Source organism: Vreelandella aquamarina (assembly GCF_900110265.1).
Lineage (GTDB): Bacteria > Pseudomonadota > Gammaproteobacteria > Pseudomonadales > Halomonadaceae > Vreelandella > Vreelandella aquamarina.
In genome coordinates, this window is the sequence record NZ_FODB01000006.1 from 30716 (window position 1) to 52215 (window position 21500).

The 21500-nt window shown below is 57.0% G+C and carries 18 protein-coding genes; 7 read left to right on the forward strand and 11 right to left on the reverse strand.

Annotated elements, in window-relative coordinates; genetic code table 11:
* Positions 1-61: 61 nt before the first annotated feature.
* Positions 62-1309 carry an ABC1 kinase family protein gene (locus BMY49_RS02770; RefSeq protein WP_089674767.1) on the reverse strand — a complete coding sequence of 416 codons (1248 nt, stop codon included), beginning with the start codon at positions 1307-1309 and terminating at the stop codon, positions 62-64.
* A 187-nt stretch (positions 1310-1496) separates the two neighbouring features.
* On the opposite strand from BMY49_RS02770, the gene BMY49_RS02775 reads away from it, so the two are divergent.
* Together BMY49_RS02775 and BMY49_RS02780 are read left to right on the forward strand one after the other, a co-directional pair.
* Complete coding sequence (locus BMY49_RS02775; protein ID WP_089674769.1) at positions 1497-3464, forward strand: DNA topoisomerase III; 1968 nt, start codon at positions 1497-1499, stop codon at positions 3462-3464.
* A gap of 386 nt (positions 3465-3850) precedes the next feature.
* Positions 3851-5164 carry a hypothetical protein gene (locus BMY49_RS02780; protein ID WP_044628055.1) on the forward strand — a complete coding sequence of 438 codons (1314 nt, stop codon included), beginning with the start codon at positions 3851-3853 and terminating at the stop codon, positions 5162-5164.
* A gap of 4 nt (positions 5165-5168) precedes the next feature.
* On the opposite strand, the gene BMY49_RS02785 is transcribed toward BMY49_RS02780, so the two are convergent.
* Complete coding sequence (locus BMY49_RS02785) at positions 5169-5687, reverse strand: zinc ribbon-containing protein (RefSeq protein ID WP_044628056.1); 519 nt, start codon at positions 5685-5687, stop codon at positions 5169-5171.
* A 164-nt stretch (positions 5688-5851) separates the two neighbouring features.
* Here BMY49_RS02785 and leuS point away from each other — a divergent pair, with 164 nt between their 5' ends.
* The 5 genes from leuS to BMY49_RS02810 all read left to right on the forward strand — a co-directional run bounded on the left by leuS (position 5852) and on the right by BMY49_RS02810 (position 11439).
* A complete protein-coding gene (gene leuS, locus BMY49_RS02790; protein ID WP_089674771.1) occupies positions 5852-8437 on the forward strand; it encodes a leucine--tRNA ligase in 2586 nt (861 codons plus the stop codon).
* Positions 8434-8928: an LPS-assembly lipoprotein LptE gene (locus BMY49_RS02795; protein WP_089674773.1), complete on the forward strand. Its 495-nt coding sequence runs from the start codon at positions 8434-8436 to the stop codon at positions 8926-8928. The genes leuS and BMY49_RS02795 overlap by 4 nt, the downstream gene beginning before the upstream one ends.
* The gene (gene holA / locus BMY49_RS02800) at positions 8925-9992 is read left to right on the forward strand and encodes a DNA polymerase III subunit delta (protein WP_089674776.1); all 1068 of its coding nucleotides are present in this window, start codon (positions 8925-8927) and stop codon (positions 9990-9992) included. Before BMY49_RS02795 ends, holA begins: the two co-directional genes overlap by 4 nt.
* 99 nt (positions 9993-10091) lie before the next feature.
* Positions 10092-10490, forward strand: coding sequence for a PA2779 family protein (locus BMY49_RS02805; protein WP_062374664.1), 399 nt, complete (start codon positions 10092-10094; stop codon positions 10488-10490).
* A 13-nt stretch (positions 10491-10503) separates the two neighbouring features.
* Positions 10504-11439, forward strand: a complete 936-nt coding sequence (locus BMY49_RS02810; protein ID WP_371827812.1) for a PA2778 family cysteine peptidase — start codon at positions 10504-10506, stop codon at positions 11437-11439.
* 191 nt (positions 11440-11630) lie between these two features.
* Here the strand turns inward: BMY49_RS02810 and sthA are convergent, their stop codons facing one another.
* The 9 genes from sthA to BMY49_RS02855 all read right to left on the reverse strand — a co-directional run bounded on the left by sthA (position 11631) and on the right by BMY49_RS02855 (position 21367).
* Positions 11631-13022, reverse strand: coding sequence for a Si-specific NAD(P)(+) transhydrogenase (gene sthA, locus BMY49_RS02815; RefSeq protein ID WP_058577788.1), 1392 nt, complete (start codon positions 13020-13022; stop codon positions 11631-11633).
* 109 nt (positions 13023-13131) lie between these two features.
* A complete protein-coding gene (gene nqrM, locus BMY49_RS02820) occupies positions 13132-13386 on the reverse strand; it encodes a (Na+)-NQR maturation NqrM (protein WP_044628062.1) in 255 nt (84 codons plus the stop codon).
* 222 nt (positions 13387-13608) lie between these two features.
* Positions 13609-14841 (reverse strand): NADH:ubiquinone reductase (Na(+)-transporting) subunit F, encoded by a 1233-nt coding sequence (gene nqrF, locus BMY49_RS02825; protein WP_089674780.1) that lies wholly within the window; start codon positions 14839-14841, stop codon positions 13609-13611.
* A gap of 68 nt (positions 14842-14909) precedes the next feature.
* Positions 14910-15527 carry an NADH:ubiquinone reductase (Na(+)-transporting) subunit E gene (gene nqrE, locus BMY49_RS02830; protein ID WP_044628064.1) on the reverse strand — a complete coding sequence of 206 codons (618 nt, stop codon included), beginning with the start codon at positions 15525-15527 and terminating at the stop codon, positions 14910-14912.
* 1 nt (position 15528) lies between these two features.
* On the reverse strand, positions 15529-16197 hold the full coding sequence (locus BMY49_RS02835; RefSeq protein WP_044628065.1) for an NADH:ubiquinone reductase (Na(+)-transporting) subunit D: 669 nt from the start codon (positions 16195-16197) through the stop codon (positions 15529-15531).
* Between the two features lie 2 nt (positions 16198-16199).
* A complete protein-coding gene (locus BMY49_RS02840; protein ID WP_054640986.1) occupies positions 16200-17021 on the reverse strand; it encodes a Na(+)-translocating NADH-quinone reductase subunit C in 822 nt (273 codons plus the stop codon).
* Positions 17021-18247, reverse strand: coding sequence for an NADH:ubiquinone reductase (Na(+)-transporting) subunit B (locus tag BMY49_RS02845; RefSeq protein WP_054645012.1), 1227 nt, complete (start codon positions 18245-18247; stop codon positions 17021-17023). The genes BMY49_RS02840 and BMY49_RS02845 overlap by 1 nt, the downstream gene beginning before the upstream one ends.
* Complete coding sequence (locus tag BMY49_RS02850; protein ID WP_089674782.1) at positions 18247-19596, reverse strand: Na(+)-translocating NADH-quinone reductase subunit A; 1350 nt, start codon at positions 19594-19596, stop codon at positions 18247-18249. Before BMY49_RS02850 ends, BMY49_RS02845 begins: the two co-directional genes overlap by 1 nt.
* Positions 19597-19903: 307 nt before the next feature.
* Positions 19904-21367, reverse strand: a complete 1464-nt coding sequence (locus BMY49_RS02855) for a glyceraldehyde-3-phosphate dehydrogenase (protein ID WP_044628069.1) — start codon at positions 21365-21367, stop codon at positions 19904-19906.
* Positions 21368-21500 lie beyond the last annotated feature (133 nt).

Genomic DNA, 21500 nt, shown 5'->3' on the forward strand with positions numbered 1-21500 from the left:
CGCAATAGTCTAGCATGGCTGGCGGGGCTACCGCAGCGGTCATCGCTTGGCAGGGCCTTGGCTAAGCAGTACGCGCCCAGCCCAGCAGCGGCTGAGTTCGGTCGTGCATATCTAAACGGGCCTTTAAGCGTACCAAGTTCCAGTAGTGGCCGTTGAGCGCCCGAGAGAGCAGCAGCGTATCTGCCGGGGGCTGAAGACGATCCATGGCGGCCCACACTTTGGGGGTGAGCTCCCGCAGGCGGCGATGAACGCGCACGTCGCTGAAATCCTGCTCACCGGGGGCGAACAGCGGGGTAATACACTCAGCGGATTCGCGATACAGCGCCAGCGGAGCGCCTTGGCCCAGGCGGCCGCCCATCTTCATCAGCGCGTCATCCATGGCCATGGGGTCTTGGGAAAGCGTGGCATCCAATAGCTGCATCATGGCCTTTAGACGCGCCTCGGGAACGGGAATCACTGCGCCCAAGTCGTAAATCACTAAACGACCCTGATCGTCGCAGGCAAAGTTGCCTGCGTGGGGGTCAGCGTGCAGCTCACGGTAGGTAAATAGCTCCTCGGTAATCCAGTCTGCCAGTGCAACAGCCACTTTTTGACGGGTAGCGTCATCCGCACTCTCTAAATCCCGCAGCGGAGTGCCGTCTACAAAGCGCATGGCCAATACGTGTTGGCCGGAGAGCTCAAACAGCGGCTCGGGGATCACCAGCGCTGGGTTATCTTGGTAGCGCTCCCGGTAACGGGCCAGCGCCTGGGCCTCCGCGTGGTAGTCCAGCTCGTCACGCAGCCCGGCTGCCAGCTCCTCAAACAGCGCATCTAGCCGTGCCTGCGGGACCTTGAACCAGCGGCCAAGACCCATAATGCGCCTCACTTGTTTAAGGTCGCTCTCTAAAATCTCAGCAAGCCCTGGATACTGCACTTTAAGCACTATGGTTTCCCCTTCGTGGGTCACCGCTTTGTGCACCTGACCCATCGAAGCGCTGGCAAAGGGGCGCTCTTCAATCTCGCGGAAATGCGTTTGGATGTCACCGTACTGCAGCACTAGCGCCTCGCAAATTTTCGGCCAGGGCATCGGTTCAGCCTGGCGTTGCAGGCGGGCCAGCTCGTTGGCCAGTTCCGGCGGCAGCAGGTCATCCCACTGGGACATCATTTGAGCCAGCTTCATGGCCGGGCCTTTTAATTCAGAAAGCCCTTCAAACAGCGCCTCACCCAGCGCCCCCCAATCCGCTTGGCCGCCTAACCGCGTTTTCAGCAGGGCACCACCCGTACGCGCACCCAGCCCAAATAAACGTCGTGTTCTACCGCGCTCGCGCATAAAAACCGCCTCCCAGTGCTTTGCGACAGCTTACTCAATCCGATAACTTTATACAAAAACTATACAAACAAATGACACACGACACCTTTTAAGTACCTGTATAAATTTTCACGCCTCGACGTTCAACCCACTGAGCGGCTTCTGCTACCATGACACTCTTTCAAAGACCGCTACCAGGGCCTACCGTATGCGCTTGATTATCGCCGAGAAACCCAGCCTCGCCCGTGCCATTGCCGACGCCCTGCCCGGTGGCGGCAAGCGCCAGGAAGGCGCGATTGTGTGCGGCGATACCACGGTGACTTGGTGCCTAGGCCACCTGCTGGAGCAAGCTCCACCGGAAGCCTACAACCCCGCCGATAAACAGTGGCGGCTCGACCGGCTGCCCATCGTGCCCGGCACGTGGCAGCTCGCGCCGCGCTCCAAAGCCCGTGGCCAGTTAGCAGTGATTCGTAAACTGATCAAGCAGGCTACCAGCGTTGTGCACGCTGGCGACCCAGACCGCGAAGGCCAGCTGCTGGTGCAAGAGGTGATCGAGCATTTGAAGTACCGCGGCCCGGTGCAGCGGCTATTGATTAGCGACCTCAACCGCCCAGCGGTCAGCCGCGCGCTGGCCAGCCTGCGACCGAATACTGAGTTTCAGCCGCTGTTTCAGGCCGCCCAGGCGCGCTCACGGGCTGACTGGCTGTATGGCATTAATCTCACCCGCGCCTGGACGCTCACCGGCCGCCAAGCTGGGCACGATGGCGTCCTCTCGGTAGGCCGTGTACAAACCCCGGTACTTGGGCTGATTGTGCGGCGGGATAACAGCATTCGTGATTTCAAACCCCATCCGTTCTACCCGCTTTGGGTAGATTTACAGGTGGCGCAAGGCCAGCTGCGTGCCTGGTGGGCTCCTAAAGCGCATCAACCTTTGGATGAGCAAGGGCGACTGATTGACCGCACGCCCGCCGATGCCCTGGCCGCTCAGCTACCCGGCGCACGCGGCACGCTCACCACATTAGACCAACAGGAGAAGCGCCAAGCGCCACCGCTGCCCTACTCGCTTTCTGCCTTGCAGGTAGATGCCGCCCGCCGCTTTGGGCTTTCCGCGCAGATGGTGCTGGATATTTGCCAGCGGCTTTACGAGCAGCACAAACTGATCACCTACCCCCGCTCAGACTGCCGCTACCTTCCGGAAGAGCACCTAGCGCTTGCCCAGCGCAGCCTCTCCGGTGCTTGCCAGAATGACGACACGTTACGAGGTTGGCTCAACGGGGCCGACTTTACCCTACGCTCGAAAGCCTGGAACGATAAGCAGGTGGGCGCGCACCACGCCTTAGCACCGACCGGCAAGCCCGCCGATGTCAGCCAGCTTTCCGCCACCGAAGGCCATGTGTTTCGGCTAATCGTGCGCAACGTCATGGCGCAGTTCTACCGCCCGCTGCGCACTTTTGAAGTGAAAGCCGAGTTCACCCTGCTGAATGAAGCCTTTCGCGCTCGCGGCCAAAGCATTCTCGACCCCGGCTGGAAGCCACTGTTCACCACCCGCGAAGACACCCCGCCGCTGCCACCGCTCACCCAAGGCGAAGCCTGCCAAGCACTCGCCGCAGGCGTGGAAGAAAAAGAGACCCGGCCATCAGAACCATTCACCGATGCCAGCTTAATCAAAGCAATGATGAATATTGGCCGCTACGTAGACGACCCAAACGTGCGCCGCACTCTGCGCGACACCGACGGCCTGGGCACCGAAGCCACCCGCGCAGGCATTATCGAAACCCTGGTGCAGCGCGGCTACCTAGTGCGCCAGCAAAAAGCCCTACGCGCCACCAAACTCGGCTGCGCGCTAATCGCCGCCCTGCCCAGCGCCGTCAGTACACCGGAACGTACTGCCCTCTGGGAGCAACGCCTGCGAGCGATCTCTGAACAACAAGACGACCCCAACGCCTTCCAGCAGGCGCTGCTGGAAGACTTACGCGCCCTACTAAGCCAAAGCGGCGCGGCCAGACTACGCCATAGCTTACAAACCGCCCAAGGCGAAGTTGGAGGTCCCGCCAAACGCAGCGGAGCCACTAAGAAAAGCTACACACGGCGTAAAAGTACCGGCAGTAAGAAAACTACGGGGAGTCGAAGTAGTGCAGCGGGTAAGCGGAGTACGGGAAAGAGGCGCAGCAGCTAGGCACTTGTTGTTAAATAAATAGCCAAGCCAATTTATTTAAATCAATCAAGGTAACGGTATAAAAGCATCCTAACACGCAACAACATAGCCATCCCTGTCTGATGTAACCCCCAAACTCGTTGCGGTGCTTCGCGGGTGCCTCACTTCGTTCGTTACACCGCGCTACGGGACCGGTGGCTTTGTCTATGTTTGGTTGGCTTTATCATCGCGCGCTGAAGTGCCCTCCCATCCCCCTCATATCTCACGTCCCCCTTTTTCCCACACCTTCCACCTCTCACCTATGGCAACCCCACACCTCTGTTATCTTCGTCTCCCATCACCTCTTGCGACTAGCCTTCTCACGCAAACCCGATTAGCCTGCTAACTCAACCAGTAAAGGGACTGAGATGCGAGAGACAACGACGCGGCAGCACTTGGCGGGAGTTTTGATTCTGCTCGGGCTGTTGGCACAGATTATTGGTTTTACCGGCGCGGTGCCGACCGCGCAGGCGGTGAGCTATCTGCTGTGGGCGGCGGTGGCGCTGCTGTGGCGGGATATTCCCAAGCGTTCGCGCCTTCAGGCGGGGGTGTTGATTGCCCTGGGTGTGGTGATGCTGGTGGTGGCGCAAACCGTGTATGGCGCGGCGGTGAACTGGCCTGCCATGCTGCAGGGGAACGTGTTCGTGGCTTCCATGCTGGTAGGCGTGAGCTTTATCTCGCTGATTGGCACCCAGGGCAACAAGCGTGCGCCGGGTAAGCGGGTAACGGGGGCGGACGGCGTGCTGCGCACCTGGCTGGGCGTGCATTTTCTCGGCACGATTTTGAATCTTTCCACGGTGTTTATGGTGGGCGACCGCTTGGCTCGCCGTGCGCCGTTAACCACGCCGCAGCTATTGGCACTGAACCGTGGGCTAAGCAGCGCCGCGCTCTGGTCGCCCTTCTTTGCCTCTATGGCGCTGGTGATCGCGCTGGTGCCTTCGGTGCAGTATGCCCAGATTGCCGTGGTGGGTTTTCCTATCGCCATGCTCTCAGGACTATTAACCACGCTAGAACTGCGGCGACGGTTTGATTTAACCGAGGTGGATGGCTTTTCGCTTTCGCCCCGCAGCCTGCTCATGCCTGCAGGCATGGCGGCGCTGGTGATGCTGTTGCACTTTTGGATCACGCCGTCGCTTACTATCGTCAGCATTATTACCTTTTTGCTGCCTGGGGTGGCGCTGCTGAGCAACCTGCGAGAAGGCCCGCGTTTTACCCTGCGGCGCCTGCGTCAGCATACCGTTACTCGCCTGCCCGCCATGCGCGGGGAAATTTCACTGTTTTTAGCGGCAGGCTTATTAACGCTGGGGCTTTCAACGCTGGTAACAGCGGCGGCAGGCGATGAGTGGACGCTGTTTGCCCGCTTTGGTACATGGCAGGCCATGGTGAGTTTTGCGGCTATTACGCTTAGTGCGCTGGTGGGGCTGCACCCGATTATTGGGGTGTCGGTGTTGGCGTCGGTGCTTAATCTGAGCGGCGCTGAACAGACCCTGTTTGCCTTTGTGGCGCTTAGCGCCTGGGCGGTGGGCACCAGTGTGGGGCCGCTTTCGGGTATTAACCTGTCGTTGCAGGGGCGTTACGGGGTGAGCGGTTATCAGATGATGAAAAATAATCTACCTTATGCGGCGATGATGAGCCTGCTCTCGCTAGGCGCGATCGCAGGCTTGAGCGTTTGGCTAGGTTAGATACTTAGGTTTCGACGATTTTGCTCGGAAAGCGGTAGAAGTAGCGGTGGCCGCACTGGTGGCAGGGTTCTATCCGCGCGACATCGTTAAACATGACCTGAGCATCGCAGTGAGTGCAGGCCATTAAGCCCGGGGCGGCGATTTCACCTTCGCAGTAGTCGGCGCGGGCGGCTTCTAGGTCATCCTCGAAACGTTCGCGGTCTACCACGCTACGGTCGGCAATGGAAAGCAGCGATTCCGCGACCCGGCGGGAAAGCTGGTCGATGTCGATTCCTAGCCAGCTGGCAACCTGCTTGCCGGTATCCGCCATGTAGTAGCGCATGTCTTTCAGGTCGCGCTCTACCCAGGCACGCAGCAGCGCTAGCTCGTCTTTGGTGTACTCCTCAAGCTCAGCTTCAAAGGCAACGGCGTCGTCTAAGTCCTTTTGTAGGTTGTCCCAGGTGAGCTCGTTGGCGCCATCCTGCATACGCTCCAATAGGCGCTCGTAGCCTTCGCGAAGGCGGTGATCGTTATGTTTTTCCATGGGTCCTCTCCTTTTGTTGCCACAGGTGCTGCCTATCATCGGTTAGCCGTTCAAGGATACACCGGCATAGGATACAATCGGCGCTACTTATCTGACAGTCGTCATCTACTATTCACTTTGCGCCCTGAACAAGGGCGAATTATCCCAAGGCATTGAAAACACCGATGGACGCACAATACAGCCCCCGCGAGATCGAACGTGACGCTCAACAGTACTGGGACAAGCACCAGTGCTTTAAAGCCGTAGAGGACGCCAACCGCGAAAAGTTCTACTGCCTATCCATGTTCCCCTACCCCAGCGGCAAGCTGCACATGGGCCACGTGCGTAATTACACTATCGGCGACGTTGTCTCACGTTTCCAGCGCATGCAGGGTAAAAATGTCATGCAGCCCATGGGCTGGGACGCGTTCGGGATGCCGGCGGAAAATGCCGCGATCCAAAATCAGGTGCCGCCCGCCAAGTGGACCTACCAGAACATCGATTACATGCGCAACCAGTTGAAGGCACTAGGGTTTGCCTACGACTGGAGCCGTGAGTTCGCCACCTGCGATACCAGCTACTACCGCTGGGAGCAGTGGTTCTTCACCAAGCTGGTGGAGAAAGGACTGGTCTACAAGAAGATGTCCACGGTGAACTGGGACCCAGTCGACCAGACCGTGCTGGCCAATGAGCAGGTTATCGACGGCTGCGGCTGGCGTTCCGGTGCGCCGGTAGAGCGCAAGGAGATCCCGCTGTGGTTCCTGAAGATCACCGACTACGCCGATGAGCTGCTGGCGGATCTGGATAACGTCGAGTGGCCTGAGCAGGTCAAGACCATGCAGCGCAACTGGATCGGCAAATCCCGTGGCGTCGAGCTGAGCTTCGATATCAAAGCCGCCGATGGCAGCGCCTGCGAGCCGCTGGCGGTGTACACCACCCGCCCCGATACGCTGATGGGCGTGACCTACGTGGCCGTCGCCCCTGGGCACCCGCTGGCCAAACAGGCCGCCGAGCAGAGCAGCGAGATCGCGGCGTTCTGTGAAGAGTGCGCCAAAGGCGGCACCTCTGAAGCGGAAATGGCCACCAAAGAGAAGCTGGGCATGGCCACGGGCCATAAAGCCATTCACCCATTAAGCGGTGAAGAAGTACCGGTATTCGTGGCTAACTTCGTACTGATGGAGTTCGGCACCGGCGCGGTGATGGCCGTTCCCGCCCACGACCAGCGCGACTGGGAGTTTGCCACCAAGTACGGCATCGAGCTGAAGCCGGTGGTAGCCGACGAGCACGGCAATACGCCGGATATCTCTGAAGGCGCTTACACCGAGCACGGCACGCTGATCAATTCCGGCGAGTTCGATGGTCTGGAATTCCAAGCCGCGTTCGATGCCATTGCCGCCAAACTGGCCGAGCTGGGCCGCGGCGAGGTGAAAACCAACTACCGCCTGCGCGACTGGGGCATTGCCCGCCAGCGCTACTGGGGCGCGCCGATTCCGGTGAAGTACGGCCCGGAAGGCCAGACCGTACCGCTCTCCGATGACGAGCTGCCCGTCGCGCTGCCCATGGAAGTCACCGTGGATGCCTCCGGCTCGCCGCTGAAGAAGATGCCGGAGTTCTCCGAGCTGGGCGATGGCTGGGTGCGTGAAACCGATACCTTCGACACCTTTATGGAATCCTCCTGGTACTTCGCTCGCTTCTGCTGTGCGGATAACCACGAGGCGATGCTGGACGAGCGTGCCAACTACTGGCTGCCGGTGGATCTTTACATTGGCGGTATCGAGCACGCTATTCTGCACCTGCTCTACGCCCGCTTCTTCCACAAGCTGCTGCGCGATTTCGGCATGGTTGATTCCGATGAGCCGTTCCAGCAGCTGCTCACCCAAGGCATGGTGATCGCGGAAACCTTCTACCGCATTAAAGATAACGGCGGCAAAGAGTGGTTCAATCCCGCCGATGTGGAAGTGAAGCGCGACGAAAAAGGCCGCCCGCTGAGCGCCATTTTGATGAGTGACGGCCAGCCGGTGGAGATGGGCGGCATCGAGAAGATGTCCAAGTCGAAGAACAACGGCGTCGACCCGCAGTCGATGATCGACAAGTTCGGTGCCGACACCGTGCGCCTGTTTATGATGTTTGCTGCACCGCCCGAGCAGTCGCTTGAGTGGTCAGACTCTGGCGTTGAAGGCGCGCACCGCTTCCTGAAGCGCATCTGGCGTCAGGTTACCGAGCATCTGGCGGCGGGCACCCCCGGCACCTTGAACGTGGACGCGCTGAACGACGATCAGAAAGCGCTGCGCCGCAAGACCCACGAGACCATCAAGAAAGCCAGCGACGACATTGGCCGCCGCACCACCTTCAACACCGCCATTGCCGCTGTGATGGAGCTTTCTAACGCGGTCGCTAAGTTTGACGATACGTCCGAACTGGGCCTCGCGGTTAGCCGTGAAGCGCTGGAAGCCTGCGTCCTGCTACTGGCCCCGATTACCCCGCACCTGTGCCACACCCTGTGGCAGCAGTTAGGCCATGAGCAGCCCGCCATTGAAGCCCAGTGGCCGAAAGTAGACGAAGTCGCCCTGACCCGCGACAGCATCGAGCTGGTGGTACAGGTAAACGGTAAACTGCGCGCCCGCCTGGAAGCCCCGGCCAGCGCCGACAAAGCCACCATCGAGCAACTGGCGATGGAAAACGAAAACGTCCAGCGCCATTTGGAAGGCAAAACGGTTCGTAAGGTGATCGTGGTGCCCGGCAAGCTGGTTAACATTGTGGTGAGCGGATGAATCGCCGTCGCTTTTTGACCCTCAGCATCGCCGCGTCAGCGGCGGTGCTGCTCAGTGGCTGTGGGTTCCGCCTGCGCGGCTCGGAATCCATGCCACGCCTGCCCGCGCTCTCGCTAGAGGGCGATGACAACAGCGCTCTCGCCCAGCAGCTTCGCACTCGCCTGCAGCAGTTAGGCACCGAGGTAGAAAGCGGCGCGCCCTGGCGCGTCACTCTGGGCACCCCTTCCCTTCAGGAGCGGCGCATCGGGACCGATGGCCGTGCCAGCCGTGAGCATGAGCTGACGCTGAGCACGTCGCTGTCGGTGCAGCAGCGGGAAACCAATGCCTACGCCCTGAACAACGCCACGCTGAGTAGCAGCACGCGGATTCGCGTCAGCGATGACGACCTGCTGAACCGCGAGACGCTGTTCCAGGAAGCCGAGCAGACACTGACTCGGCAGCTTGCCCAGCGTATTGTGGAACGCTTAGCTAACCTTGAGGCGCTGCGGTGAAGGTATTTGCCGATCAATTGCCCGCCGCTCTGGCCAGGAAGCTGCCGAAAGCAGTGATCGTGGCGGGTGACGAGCCGCTACAGCATCGTGACGCCTGCGATGCCGTGCGCGCCGCCGCCCGCCAAGCGGGCATCGAAGAGCGCGAAGTGCTGGATGTGGAGCCCAACTTTGCCTGGGGGCGGCTCTTGGAAACCGCGAGCAACCTCTCGCTGTTTGCCACCAACAAACTGTTGGAGCTGCGTTTGGGCAATCAAAAGCTGGGGCAGGAAGGCAGCAAGGCGCTTGCTCAATATGCGGAAATGATGGATGGCAGCGACGACCTGCTATTGGTTAGCATGGGCAAAGTCGATGCCAAGCAGCAGAAAAGCGCTTGGTTCAAAGCCTTAGATAAACAGGGAATTTTTGTTCCCGTATGGCCGGTAGATGCCTCACGGCTTGGCTATTGGCTACGGGATAGGGCCTCGCATCACGGCCTGCAGATCGACCTGGAAGCCGCGCGACTGCTGGGTGAGCGCACCGAGGGTAATCTGCTGGCGGCGGATCAGGAACTACAGAAGCTGGCGTTGATCTACCCGGCTAATACCCGGCTCAACGTCGAGCACATTGCCCAAGGTGTGGAAGACAGCACCCGCTTTGACGTCTTCAATCTGGCGGATGCGTGCTTGAAGGGCGAACCCAGCCGTGCCTCGCGGATTGTGAACGGCCTAAAAAGCGAAGGCGTGGAAGCACCGATTGTGCTGTGGGCGCTCACCCGTGAGCTGCGCACTCTGCTGTCGTTGCATCAGCATTTGGACCAAGGCCAAAGCTTCGAGCATGCCTGCAAATCCCAAAAGCCGATGATTTTTGATAAACGTCGCCCGTCCTATCAAAAAGCCATTAGCCGCCTTTCCATGAAGCGTTTACACAAACTGCTACTAATGGCCCAGCGCCTGGATTTAGCGGTGAAAGGGGCATCTGCCGTGCCTCTATGGCCGGGGCTGCACGACCTCGCCATGACCATGGCAGGGGCAAAAGGCCTCCTGGCGGAAACGCCCTGGACCTATCGCATTAGTGCAAATAATTAGCACTTTGCATTTTCGTCTTAAAACACTCGCTGTTTGTTTCTATACTAATCACTCAGGCTACTCATAGCTTGCTCCCCGATAAGTCTAAGGATGAAGACAATGAAAACAGTGCGTGCTTACCTCTCGACCCTTTTGATTGCTGCGTTAGTGTTTGCCAGCCTGCCCGTTGTGGCGGCCCCTACCGCCCCGCAAGGTATGGATCTGGTATCAACGCAGTCTGTTTTAGCAGGCGACCGTGCCGGTGCGGACCGCGAGCGTATCAATGAAATCCTCGCCCGTGCCGATGTGCAAGATCAACTGCTCAAACAGGGCGTCAATCCCGCCGATGTCGAGGCGCGTGTGGCGGCCCTGAGCGATGCCGAAGCCCAGCAAATGGCGCAGCAGCTTGAGCAGTTGCCCGCCGGTGCTGGCGTGATTGGTGTGCTGTTCGCGGTATTTGTGATTCTGCTGGTAACGGACATTCTCGGTTTAACCGATGTTTACCCGTTCACACGTTAATTCATCCGCGATGATGAACCGTTATGTTAACGCCCGCACTGCGGGCGTTTTACTGTTGAGCCTGCTACTTCTACTGCTAACCGGCTGCGCACGCAGCCCGGTACTGCTTGAAAGCACCAAAGCAAGCCTGACGCCGCAAACCGAGCTTACCGAGGTGCCGTTTTTCGCCCAAACGGAATACCAGTGCGGCCCAGCTACCTTAGCTATGGTGCTTAATCACGAAGGCGTAGAGGCTAGCTTAGACGAGCTGATTCCTCAGGTATTCTTGCCTGGGCGTGATGGCAGCGTGCAGCCGGAAATGCTGGCCACGGTACGCCGCTACGAACGGCTGGCAATTCCCATCCGAGGTACCATGGATGCTCTGCTCACGCACCTGGAAGCAGGTAACCCGGTGGTCGTGATGCAGAACCTCGCCCTGCCCGCCTTTCCCATGTGGCACTATGCGGTGGCCATTGGCTTTGATTTGCCGAACGAAACGCTTGTTCTGCGCAGCGGTGAAATCGAGCGGCACACCCTATCGTTTAGCCGTTTTGATGCTACGTGGGCACGTACTGAGCGCTGGGGGTTTGTGGTCAGCGAGCCGGGCACGCTGCCCGAAGGTGTCACGGCACGCAATGCGTTAGAGGCCATTAGTGCCTTTGAAGAGCAGCACGGCCCCGACACAACGCTGAGTAGCTGGCAGGCATTCAGTGAGCGCTTCCCGCAAAATCCTACTGGGCAGTTTGCGCTAGGCAATGCCCTGTATGCCGATGGCCAGCCCGAAGCCGCCCTGGCCGCCTTCGAGACAGCCACGAGCCTCGACCCGGAGATGGGTGCTGCGTGGCTCAATCTGGCCATTATACAATTCCAGCAAGCGCGCCTTGCAGACGCCAGAGCATCGCTTACCCAAGCCGCTTCCCTAGAAGGCGAATGGCAGCCCCGGGCTAGACAGCTTTTGGAAACGCTATAGCGTCGCCCTGAAGAGCCGTGAGAGGAAGCTTCAACTCGCGACGGTGCTGAAATGCCCCCGTGGGAGGGAGCTTCAGCTCGCGACGGTGGCTTGGCCGGGGCGCCTGACGGCGCCATTCGCCCGCTAAAGCGGCCTCCCACCGAAGCTGATCTGGCAGGGCCAACCTCTGCAGGAAGGCCCGCCCTGACCGCTTAGAACACCCGGTTCAGACCGTTTTGTGCCGCCACTCGATAGGCTTCTGCCATGGTGGGGTAATTGAAGGTGGTGTTGACGAAGTACTTGAGCGTGTTGGCCTTGCCCTCCTGCTGCATGATGGCCATGCCGATGTGCAGGATCTCCGACGCCTGGTCGCCAAAGCAATGGATACCGAGAATCTCCAGGGTGTCCTGGTGGAACAGGATCTTCAGCATACCGACCGTATCGCCGGTGATCTGGGCACGGGCGGTATCCTTGAAAAACGCCTTGCCGACTTCGTAAGGCACTTTCGCTTCGGTCAGCTCGCGCTCATTGGGGCCAAAGGAGCTGATTTCAGGAATGGTATAGATACCGGTCGGCACATCGCTGACAAAGCGGTACTCTTTTTCCAGCAGCTCGTTACAGGAGTTTAGGCCCTGATCGTAGGCGGCACTGGCCAGGCTTGGCCAACCTATGACGTCGCCCGCCGCATAAATATGCGGAATCGAGGTGCGGTAGTGCTCATCCACGCTGAGCTGGCCCCGGCCATTCGCTTCCAGGCCGATGTTCTCCAGCCCCAAGCTGTCGGTGTTACCAGTACGGCCGTTGGCCCATAGGAATGCATCGGCACGGATTTTCTTACCGGATTTCAGGCGTACCACTACGCCTGCTTCATCACCCTCGACACTCTCGTACTCTTCGTTATGACGAATCAGCACGCCGTGCTTGCGTAGGTGATAAGAGAGCGCATCGCTGATCTCATCGTCCAAGAACGACAACAGGCTATCCCGGTTGTTGATCAGGTCTACCTTCACGCCAAGCCCCGAGAAGATAGAAGCGTACTCACAACCGATAACGCCCGCGCCGAAAATTACCAGCGTACGCGGCGTGTGAGACAGGCTCAGGATGGTATCGGAACAGTAGATGCGCGGATGACGGAAGTTGATATCCGCCGGGCGATAAGGGCGTGAGCCGGTGGCGATGACGATTTTCTTGGCCACTAACTCTTCCATCCCCTCTTGGCGGTCGCGAACGACGACAGTATGTTCGTCTTTGAAACGCGCGACGCCGTGAAAGAGGTCGATTCGATTACGCGCGTAGAATGTCGTACGCATTTCGACTTGTTTGTCGATGGTACCGCGGGAGCGTTCCATCACTTTTGGGAAGGAGAACCAGCGGGGCTCACCGATATCGCGGAACATTCGGTTGGTATTGAACGCCATGATCTGCTTGACCTGATGGCGCAGCGCTTTGGAAGGAATAGTGCCCCAGTGGGTGCAGTTACCGCCTACCTGGGCCTGCTTCTCAATTATCGCCACCCGCATACCGTGCTTAGCAGCATTAATAGCAGCGCTTTCCCCAGCGGGGCCGGTACCGATCACCACGACATCGTAATTGTGAACCGCCATACGGTTTGGATCTCCTTGTTCCCTGACATCATCAATTCATTAGCGCATACGTAAACGCCCGCGGTTAAGCGAGCGTTTGATGTTATTTAACGCGTAGTAGCATCAGCGGTTAGCGGCGCGTTGCATCGTAACCTAAGTCGGCGCCACGGCTTTCATCACTACGGCGCCGTACGCTACCGCGTTTGCGGTTCTCTTCTTCGCATACTTCGTCTTTACCACCGCAGATATCGCAGCCATCCTTCATGCCGATTTGATTAAGCCCACCGCAGGAGCCTGCAATGGGTTTACGCCCCATCAGCACGCCAACGGCCATCGCGCCCATAATCAGCGCCATAAACCCGAATACCAGTAGCCAAATTGCCATGTTGTCCTCCTAGCATTACGTTAGGTACCTCACCTGCCGACAATACTTGTGCCGATAAGTGCCTTAAAAATCTACCTCCCATTGTACCTCAGCCACCGCAAAATGATCAGGCATTGGGTGTTTTTCAGCACGGATATTCGCATCTGCCAACAAAACGGTAAACAAAAACAAACGGGGCTAGCCCAAAGGCTAGCCCCGTTTCTAACGTTCGCTGATGCGATATTAGCCGCCGAAGTCATCCAGCAGGATGTTTTCCGGCTCAACGCCCATATCAAGCAGCAGCTTGATAACAGAGGCGTTCATCATGGGCGGCCCACACATATAGTACTCACAATCTTCAGGCGCCGGATGGTCCTTCAGGTAGTTTTCATACAATACATTGTGGATGAAGCCCGTCGGGCCTTCCCAGTTATCTTCCGGCTGCGGATCGGAGAGTGCCAAGTGCCACTCAAAGTTCGGGAACTCTTCCGCCAGCTGGTCGTACTCTTCGTTGTAGAAGGTCTCACGCCAGGAGCGCGCGCCGTACCAGAACGAAATCTTACGCGTCGATTTCAGACGCTTAAGCTGGTCAAAGATATGGCTACGCATCGGGGCCATACCGGCACCACCACCGATGAAGACCATTTCAGCGTCGGTGTCTTTGGCGAAGAACTCACCAAACGGCCCCATCACCGTTACCTTGTCACCCGGCTTCAGGTTGAAGACGTAGGTGGACATCAGGCCCGGCGGATGACTGCTGCCAGGAGGCGGAGTTGCGATACGAATGTTGAACTTGAGGAGGCCTTTCTCTTCCGGGTAGTTCGCCATGGAGTAGGCGCGGATGACTTCCTCGTTGTTCTTGTGGGAAATGTCGAATAGACCAAACTTTTCCCAGTCGCCACGGTACTCTTCTTCGATATCGAAGTCAGAGAACTTGATGTCGTAAGGCGGCGCTACCAGCTGTACATAACCACCGGCGCGGAAGGCAACTTCTTCACCTTCAGGCAGCTTCAAGTTCAGCTCTTTGATGAAGGTCGCCACGTTCGGGTTGGCGGTTACTTCGGTTTCCCACTTCTTAACGCCGAAGACTTCTTCCGGCACTTCTATTTTCATATCCTGCTTCACAGGAACCTGACAAGAGAGGCGCCAGCCTTCTTTCTTCTCACGCATGGTGAAGTGCGACTCTTCCGTCGGCAGAATAGAACCGCCGCCCTCTTCTACTCGGCACTTACATTGGGCGCAGGAACCACCGCCACCACAGGCAGAAGAAAGGAAAATACCGTTGGCCGCCAGGGTGTTCAAAAGCTTGCCGCCGGCCTGGGTCTTCAGGGTGTGCTCAGGGTCGCCGTTGACTTCAATGGTCACGTCCCCGCTACTCACTAGCTTGCTGCGCGCTGCCAGAATGATCGCCGTTAAGCTAATAACGATGACCGTGAACATGACAACACCGAGCAAGATGACAGATGTATCAACCATGTCGGTTTCCTATTGCTGAAGGTTTTCTGTACCTCGGCAGCCTAGGCTGCCGAGAAAACCGGCTCCGATTAAAGCTGAATGCCAGAGAAGGACATAAAGCCCAGTGACATTAAGCCAACGGTGATAAACGTGATGCCAAGGCCCTGCAGACCGCCCGGCACGTCGCTGTACTTCAGCTTTTCACGAATACCCGCCAGAGCAGCGATTGCTAGCGCCCAACCGGTACCAGCGCCGAAGCCATATACCACGGCCTCACCGAAGTTATAGCTACGCTCTACCATGAACAGTACGCCACCCAGGATGGCGCAGTTTACGGTGATCAGCGGTAGGAAAACGCCCAGCGCGTTGTAAAGCGACGGTACGTACTTATCAAGGAACATCTCCATGATCTGTACCAGTGCCGCGATAACACCGATGTAAGAGAGCAGACCCAGGAATGACAGGTCGATGTTTTCAGCACCGCTAATGCCGGTCCAGGTCAGCGCGCCTTCCTGCAGCAGGTACGTGAATACCAGGTTATTGACCGGCACAGTGATCGTCAGTACGACGATAACCGCAATACCGAGACCGATGGCAGAAGACACCTTCTTGGATACCGCGAGGAACGTACACATGCCCAGGAAGAAGGCAAGTGCCATGTTCTCGACGAATACCGAAGCGACGAAAAGGCTTAGATAGTGTTCCATGTTACACGGCCTCCTTCGGCTTGGTGTTGTGCTTCATCTTAAACTCGTTCTCTTCGACTTGCTCCGGGTTGACAGAGCGCAGTACCCAGATCAACAGACCAATGATGAAGAAAGCAGACGGCGGCAGCAGCAGCAGACCGTTCGGCACGTACCAGCCACCATTCTGAATGGTCGGCAGTACAGTGAAGCCGAACACGCTGCCAGCACCCAGCAGTTCGCGGAAGAAACCTACCACCATCAGGACGAAACTGTAGCCCAGGCCATTACCGATACCATCCAGGAACGACATGCCCGGCGTATTGGACATCGCGAAACCTTCCGCGCGGCCCATTACGATACAGTTGGTGATGATCAGACCGACGAACACCGACAGCTGCTTGGACATTTCGTAAGCATAGGCTTTGAGGATCTGGTCGACCACGATAACCAACGAGGCAATGATGGTCATCTGAACGATGATACGAATCGAAGACGGAATGTGATTCCGAATCAACGATACGAACAGGTTCGAAAAAGAGGTTACGAAAATAACCGCCAGCGACATGACCAGCGACACGCTCATGCTGGTGGTCACCGCCAGTGCAGAACAGATCCCCAGAATCTGAAGCGCAATGGGGTTGTTCTTAAAAATAGGCGCCGTTAAAACGCCTTTTGCATTTACATCCGCCATGATCAGGCCCCCTCAACGTCGTCGAAGTCAGTCTCGGTGTCTTCGGCGTCTGATGGCTCGGTACCGCTGCGGAATTTAGCCAGGTAAGGAGCAAAGCCCTCTTCGCTGAGCCAGAACTGCAGCATGTTGGTCACGCCGTTACTGGTCAGCGTGGCACCGGAAAGCGCATCGACTTCGTACTCGTTACTCGCGCCGCCTTTGGTCAGGTGGATTTCAGGAGAGAGGTCGCCCTCTTCGCTGTAAATCTTTTTACCTTCCCACTGGGCTTGCCAGCGCGGGTTGTTTACCTCAGCACCTAGACCCGGTGTTTCTGCGTGGTCGTAGTAGGTGATACTGACGATGGTATTGCCGTCACCCTCTACCGACAGGAATCCCATCATACGGCCCCACAGGCCCTGCCCACGAATAGGCAGAACGATCTGGTCAGGATTCTCAGGATCGCCTACTAGGTACACAGTCGCGAATTTTTCTACGCGCGAGAATCCCGCGATGTCACGTTCGCCAGACAGCGTACGGCCAGTGGCCGGATCGCGTGCAGCTTCAAAACCGTCATAGGTGTCGGGGTCGAACTGGTCGGAGTACTCTCCGGTTTCCAGTTCAACAACACGGGCGGTGATCTGGGTGCTGAACGCCTCTTCCACATCCATACCCGGCTCGTAAAGACGTGCCACGTTGAGGATGTTGGTTTTACGGTCCAGCTCCTGATTGAGCTGCTGCGCTGGGCGCAGTGCTACGGCCGCCGTCGAAACGATGACCGAGCACACGATGCACAGCGAGAACGCTACGATCAGGACTTTCTTGATGGAGTTGTTACCTTGTGCCATTAGGCAGTCTCCTCGGCCGGTGTACCAGTGCGCTTGAGACGGCGCTTCACATTGGCCTGGACGAAGAAGTGGTCAATCAGCGGCGCAAACAGGTTGGCGAACAGGATGGCCAGCATGATGCCTTCCGGGAACGCCGGGTTTACCACGCGGATTAGAACGGTCATCACACCGATCAGCGCGCCAAATACCAAACGGCCTTGGTTAGTCATGGAAGCGGACACAGGGTCAGTCGCCATAAACACCATACCGAAGGCAAACCCACCAATGACGAGGTGCCAGTACCACGGCATCGCGAACATGGGGTTGGTTTCAGAACCGATCAGGTTGAACAGCGTGCTGGTAATCACCATACCCAGGAATACACCCAGCATGATGCGCCAGTTGGCAATCTTGGTCCACAGCAGTACGGCAGCACCGATCAGGATGGCCAGCGTCGATACTTCGCCAACAGAGCCAGGGATAAAGCCTAGGAAGGCATCCCACCAGCTATAGGTGTTGGTCAGCGCAGTCATACCGTCTTGGAACGCCATAGAAAGCGCAGTAGCACCGGTGTAGCCGTCGGCTGCTACCCATACTGCGTCACCAGAAATTTGTGCCGGATAAGCAAAGTAGAGGAACGCGCGGCCCGTCAGCGCAGGGTTCAGGAAGTTCTTACCCGTGCCGCCGAAGATCTCCTTACCGATCACGACACCGAAGGTAATGCCGAGTGCAACCTGCCATAGTGGAATAGTGGCTGGCAGAATCAGCGCAAACAGCACGGAAGTCACGAAGAAACCTTCGTTGACTTCGTGACCACGCTTAATGGCGAACAGCACTTCCCAGAAACCACCCACGACGAACGTCACGAGGTAAATGGGCAGGAAGTATGTCGCGCCAAGAACGAAGTTAGCCCACAGGCTGCTGGGATCATGACCGCCCGCGAGGGTCATCATGATGGCATCGCGCCAGCCGTTCATGGAGGCATAACCCGCTTCGATGGCAGTGTTCGCCTGCCAGCCTGCGTTCCACATACCGAAGAACATGGCCGGGAAGGTACACATCCATACCGTGATCATGATGCGTTTCAGGTCGACGCCATCACGCACGTGAGCGGTGGTTTTTGCAACGCTGGGGGGCGAGTAGAAAATCGTATCTACCGCTTCATAGAGCGGATAGAACTTTTCGTACTTACCACCTTTGTGGAAGTGCGGCTCGAGATTATCGAGTGTTTGTCGAATACCCATCATCAGGCCTCTTTCTCGATCATGGTGAGATTGTCACGCAGGATGGGGCCGTACTCATATTTGCCGGGGCAAACGTAGGTACACAGCGCCAGATCCTCTTCGTCCAGCTCAAGACACCCGAGCTGCATGGCAACCTCAATGTCGCCCACAATCAGCGAACGCAGCAGTTGCGTTGGCATGATATCCAACGGCATGACGCGCTCGTAGTTACCCACCGGCACCATGGCACGCTCGGAGCCATTTGTAGAAGTAGTCGGCGCGTAGTTACTCAGGCCTTTAAATTTGGAAAGATAAATGCCCATAACGGAGTGGCGATTCGCACCCAGAGATAACCATCCCATAAAGGTGCGCTTATTGCCCTCTTCCAGCAAACTGATTTGGTTGTGGAAGCGACCCAGATAAGTCAGTTTGCCTTCAGCGGCAGCGCCAGAGAAAACCGAGCCGGAAATCACGCGGGTGTCATCGGGTTTGATGACTTCACCTGCTAAGAGTTCTTGAGTGCTGGCACCCACACGGGTACGCAGAATGCGCGGTTTTTCTGCACGCGGGCCACCTACCGCTACGATGCGGCTTATGTCCAGCTTACCTTCTACAAACAGCTTGCCGAAGGCAATCACGTCCTGATAACCGATGTGCCACACTTTCTTATGCAGCGCCACGGGCGAGAGGTAGTGAATGTGTGTGCCTACCAAACCAGCCGGATGCGGCCCAGCAAAGCTTTCGGTTTTTACACCGCTGACATCACCACCCGGAATTGAGGCGTTTGCACCCGTGCACAGAAAAACGTTGCCCTCGGTCAGGCGGGTTAGCACCTTGAGGCCGTCTTCAAATGCTTGGGCATTTTCATTGATGATAAAGGCAGGGTCAGCGCTTAGCGGATGAGTATCTACAGCGGTGACAAAGATATCAGCAGGAACGCTATCGATGGCTGGTGTGCGTGAGAAAGGACGGGTGCGCAGGGCAGTCCAAAGTCCTGACTCAACAAGCTGATCGACAACGGCTTGACGATCAAGCTGTCCTAAAGCACCACGATCATGAGAAGCAAATGTAATCGCTTCTTCATTTTCATCGACTTTAATAACCACAGACAGCAGACGACGTTTTTCGCCACGGTTAATTGCGACTACTTCACCACCGGCAGGCGCGGTAAAACGCACGCCATCAATTTTCTTGTCGGTGAAGAGAAGCTGGCCTAACTTGACCTTGTCCCCTTCCTGAACTTCCATTGTTGGTTTCATACCAACATAGTCAGTGCCCAGGATTGCCACGTGACGCACAGGCTGCGCATCTTCAATACGCTGCTCGGGCGCTCCCGTGATGGGGAGATCCAGGCCTTTTTTGACTTCGATCATAGTCTCGCCCAGTTGATGGATCGGATATACGAAGGTAAGGGGTTCGAATGCTTATTTTCTGCCCAGTGAATTCTTATTTTCTGTTCAGATTGTTACCAGTCAGGCCCAAGCAAGCTTGAACCACCCCGAAAAATCTATCGCATTATAAAGATAAGCGCGGCCAATGACCACATCCCTGATGGCCTCCAAAAGTGCTATATGCATTTGTAGTGCATTTGTTTCTGGTACAAAAAACGCCACCCGAAGGTGGCGTTGATTCAACGTTTTAAGTAATGCCCTAATTTAGCGCACTACGGACCTGCACTCATTAACTCGCCTGACGTGGCAGCTTCAAAAACTGCACATTCGACATATGCTGAAGAATACGAATGACCTGGCAGCTATAACCAAACTCATTGTCGTACCAGACGTAGACCACTGCATGATTGCCGTTAGCAATGGTCGCTTTGGCATCAACAATGCCCGCGTGGCGATTACCAACGAAGTCAGAAGAAACCACTTCTGCAGAGTCAACGAAATCGATTTGCTTTTGGTAAGCAGAATCAATCGACATACGGCGCAGGTAGTCGTTCAGCGCGTCTGCATCGGTACCTTTATCCAGCGTCAGATTCAAAATCGCCATAGATACGTTCGGGGTCGGTACGCGAATGGCGTTACCAGTCAGCTTGCCTTCTAACTCCGGCAGCGCCTTAGCAACCGCTTTAGCTGCGCCTGTTTCGGTCAGCACCATGTTAAGCGCCGCACTACGGCCACGACGATCACCTTTATGATAGTTATCAATCAGGTTCTGGTCGTTGGTATAGGAGTGAACGGTCTCAACGTGCCCTGTCGCCACACCGTACTCATCGTTGAGTACTTTCAACACCGGCACAATGGCGTTCGTCGTACAGGAAGCCGCCGACACGATGCGGTCATTATCGCCAATCGTTTCGTGATTAATGCCGAATACGATATTTTTGATGTCACCTTTACCCGGCGCCGTCAGCAGCGCTTTTGCTGCACCTTTACACTCAAGGTGCTGGCCTAGACCCGCTTCATCACGCCAAATACCGGTGTTATCAACAATCACCGCGTTGTGAATATCGTAGGTGGTGTAATCAATTTCGCTGGGGGAGTCGGCGTAGATGACCTGCACCACGTTGCCGTTAATGGTCAGCGTACGCGCGTCAGCATCCACGGCGATGGTGCCATCAAACGGGCCATGAACCGAGTCGCGGCGCAGCAGACTGGCACGCTTCTCCAGGTCTTTCGCCACATCACCACGGCCGCGCACCACAATGGCACGCAAACGCAGTAGGTTTCCGCCGCCAGCCTTCTCGACCATCACGCGCGCCAGCAGGCGACCAATACGGCCAAAACCATACAGCACGACGTCTTGAGGCTCGCCTTTGTTGCCGCCCGGCTGAAAGCCGTCGATGATCTCGCCTAGCTCATGGCGCAAAAACGCATCAAGGTCGCCACCGCCCTGGCGCTTAAAGCTCACTGCTAGCTTACCCACATCGACGTGAGCAGGCCCCAGATTCATCTCACTCATCGCTTTTACGATGGGGTACGTGTCTTCTACCGACAGCTCTGTGCCTTCAATTTTGCGCACAAAACGGTGATCTTTAAGGATACGAATGACCGACCGCTTGATCAGAGAGCGTCCGAACATCGTGGCCACAACGTTGTTCTGGCGATAGAGCTGCCCCACTAGTGGGATCATTTGCTCCGCCAGAGCTTCGTTGTTTTGCCATTCCTGAAAAACGTTTTCGAGCGCTTGCTGACTCACGTGCGGCCTCATTGAGTTATGAACGGGGATGTCCCGAGCATTATCCGGAGCTTATTAAGGTGCCGCAATGGATGGATAGTCGCACAACATGTAGGGGTATTACAGAAACAGGGTATTGACTACAAACGCCAAT

What these genes read in the sequence shown, in the direction of transcription:
- sthA (WP_058577788.1), bottom strand. Translation starts at nt 13,022, where the DNA reads ATGGCGGTTCACAATTACGATGTCGTGGTGATCGGTACCGGCCCCGCT.
- nqrE (WP_044628064.1), bottom strand. Translation starts at nt 15,527, where the DNA reads ATGGAACACTATCTAAGCCTTTTCGTCGCTTCGGTATTCGTCGAGAAC.
- BMY49_RS02805 (WP_062374664.1), top strand. Translation starts at nt 10,092, where the DNA reads ATGAAAACAGTGCGTGCTTACCTCTCGACCCTTTTGATTGCTGCGTTA.
- leuS (WP_089674771.1), top strand. Translation starts at nt 5,852, where the DNA reads ATGGACGCACAATACAGCCCCCGCGAGATCGAACGTGACGCTCAACAG.
- BMY49_RS02775 (WP_089674769.1), top strand. Translation starts at nt 1,497, where the DNA reads ATGCGCTTGATTATCGCCGAGAAACCCAGCCTCGCCCGTGCCATTGCC.
- nqrM (WP_044628062.1), bottom strand. Translation starts at nt 13,386, where the DNA reads ATGGCAATTTGGCTACTGGTATTCGGGTTTATGGCGCTGATTATGGGC.
- BMY49_RS02770 (WP_089674767.1), bottom strand. Translation starts at nt 1,309, where the DNA reads ATGCGCGAGCGCGGTAGAACACGACGTTTATTTGGGCTGGGTGCGCGT.
- BMY49_RS02845 (WP_054645012.1), bottom strand. Translation starts at nt 18,247, where the DNA reads ATGATGGGTATTCGACAAACACTCGATAATCTCGAGCCGCACTTCCAC.
- BMY49_RS02850 (WP_089674782.1), bottom strand. Translation starts at nt 19,596, where the DNA reads ATGATCGAAGTCAAAAAAGGCCTGGATCTCCCCATCACGGGAGCGCCC.
- nqrF (WP_089674780.1), bottom strand. Translation starts at nt 14,841, where the DNA reads ATGGTTGATACATCTGTCATCTTGCTCGGTGTTGTCATGTTCACGGTC.
- BMY49_RS02785 (WP_044628056.1), bottom strand. Translation starts at nt 5,687, where the DNA reads ATGGAAAAACATAACGATCACCGCCTTCGCGAAGGCTACGAGCGCCTA.
- BMY49_RS02835 (WP_044628065.1), bottom strand. Translation starts at nt 16,197, where the DNA reads ATGGCGGATGTAAATGCAAAAGGCGTTTTAACGGCGCCTATTTTTAAG.
- BMY49_RS02840 (WP_054640986.1), bottom strand. Translation starts at nt 17,021, where the DNA reads ATGGCACAAGGTAACAACTCCATCAAGAAAGTCCTGATCGTAGCGTTC.
- BMY49_RS02795 (WP_089674773.1), top strand. Translation starts at nt 8,434, where the DNA reads ATGAATCGCCGTCGCTTTTTGACCCTCAGCATCGCCGCGTCAGCGGCG.
- BMY49_RS02780 (WP_044628055.1), top strand. Translation starts at nt 3,851, where the DNA reads ATGCGAGAGACAACGACGCGGCAGCACTTGGCGGGAGTTTTGATTCTG.
- BMY49_RS02810 (WP_371827812.1), top strand. Translation starts at nt 10,504, where the DNA reads ATGAACCGTTATGTTAACGCCCGCACTGCGGGCGTTTTACTGTTGAGC.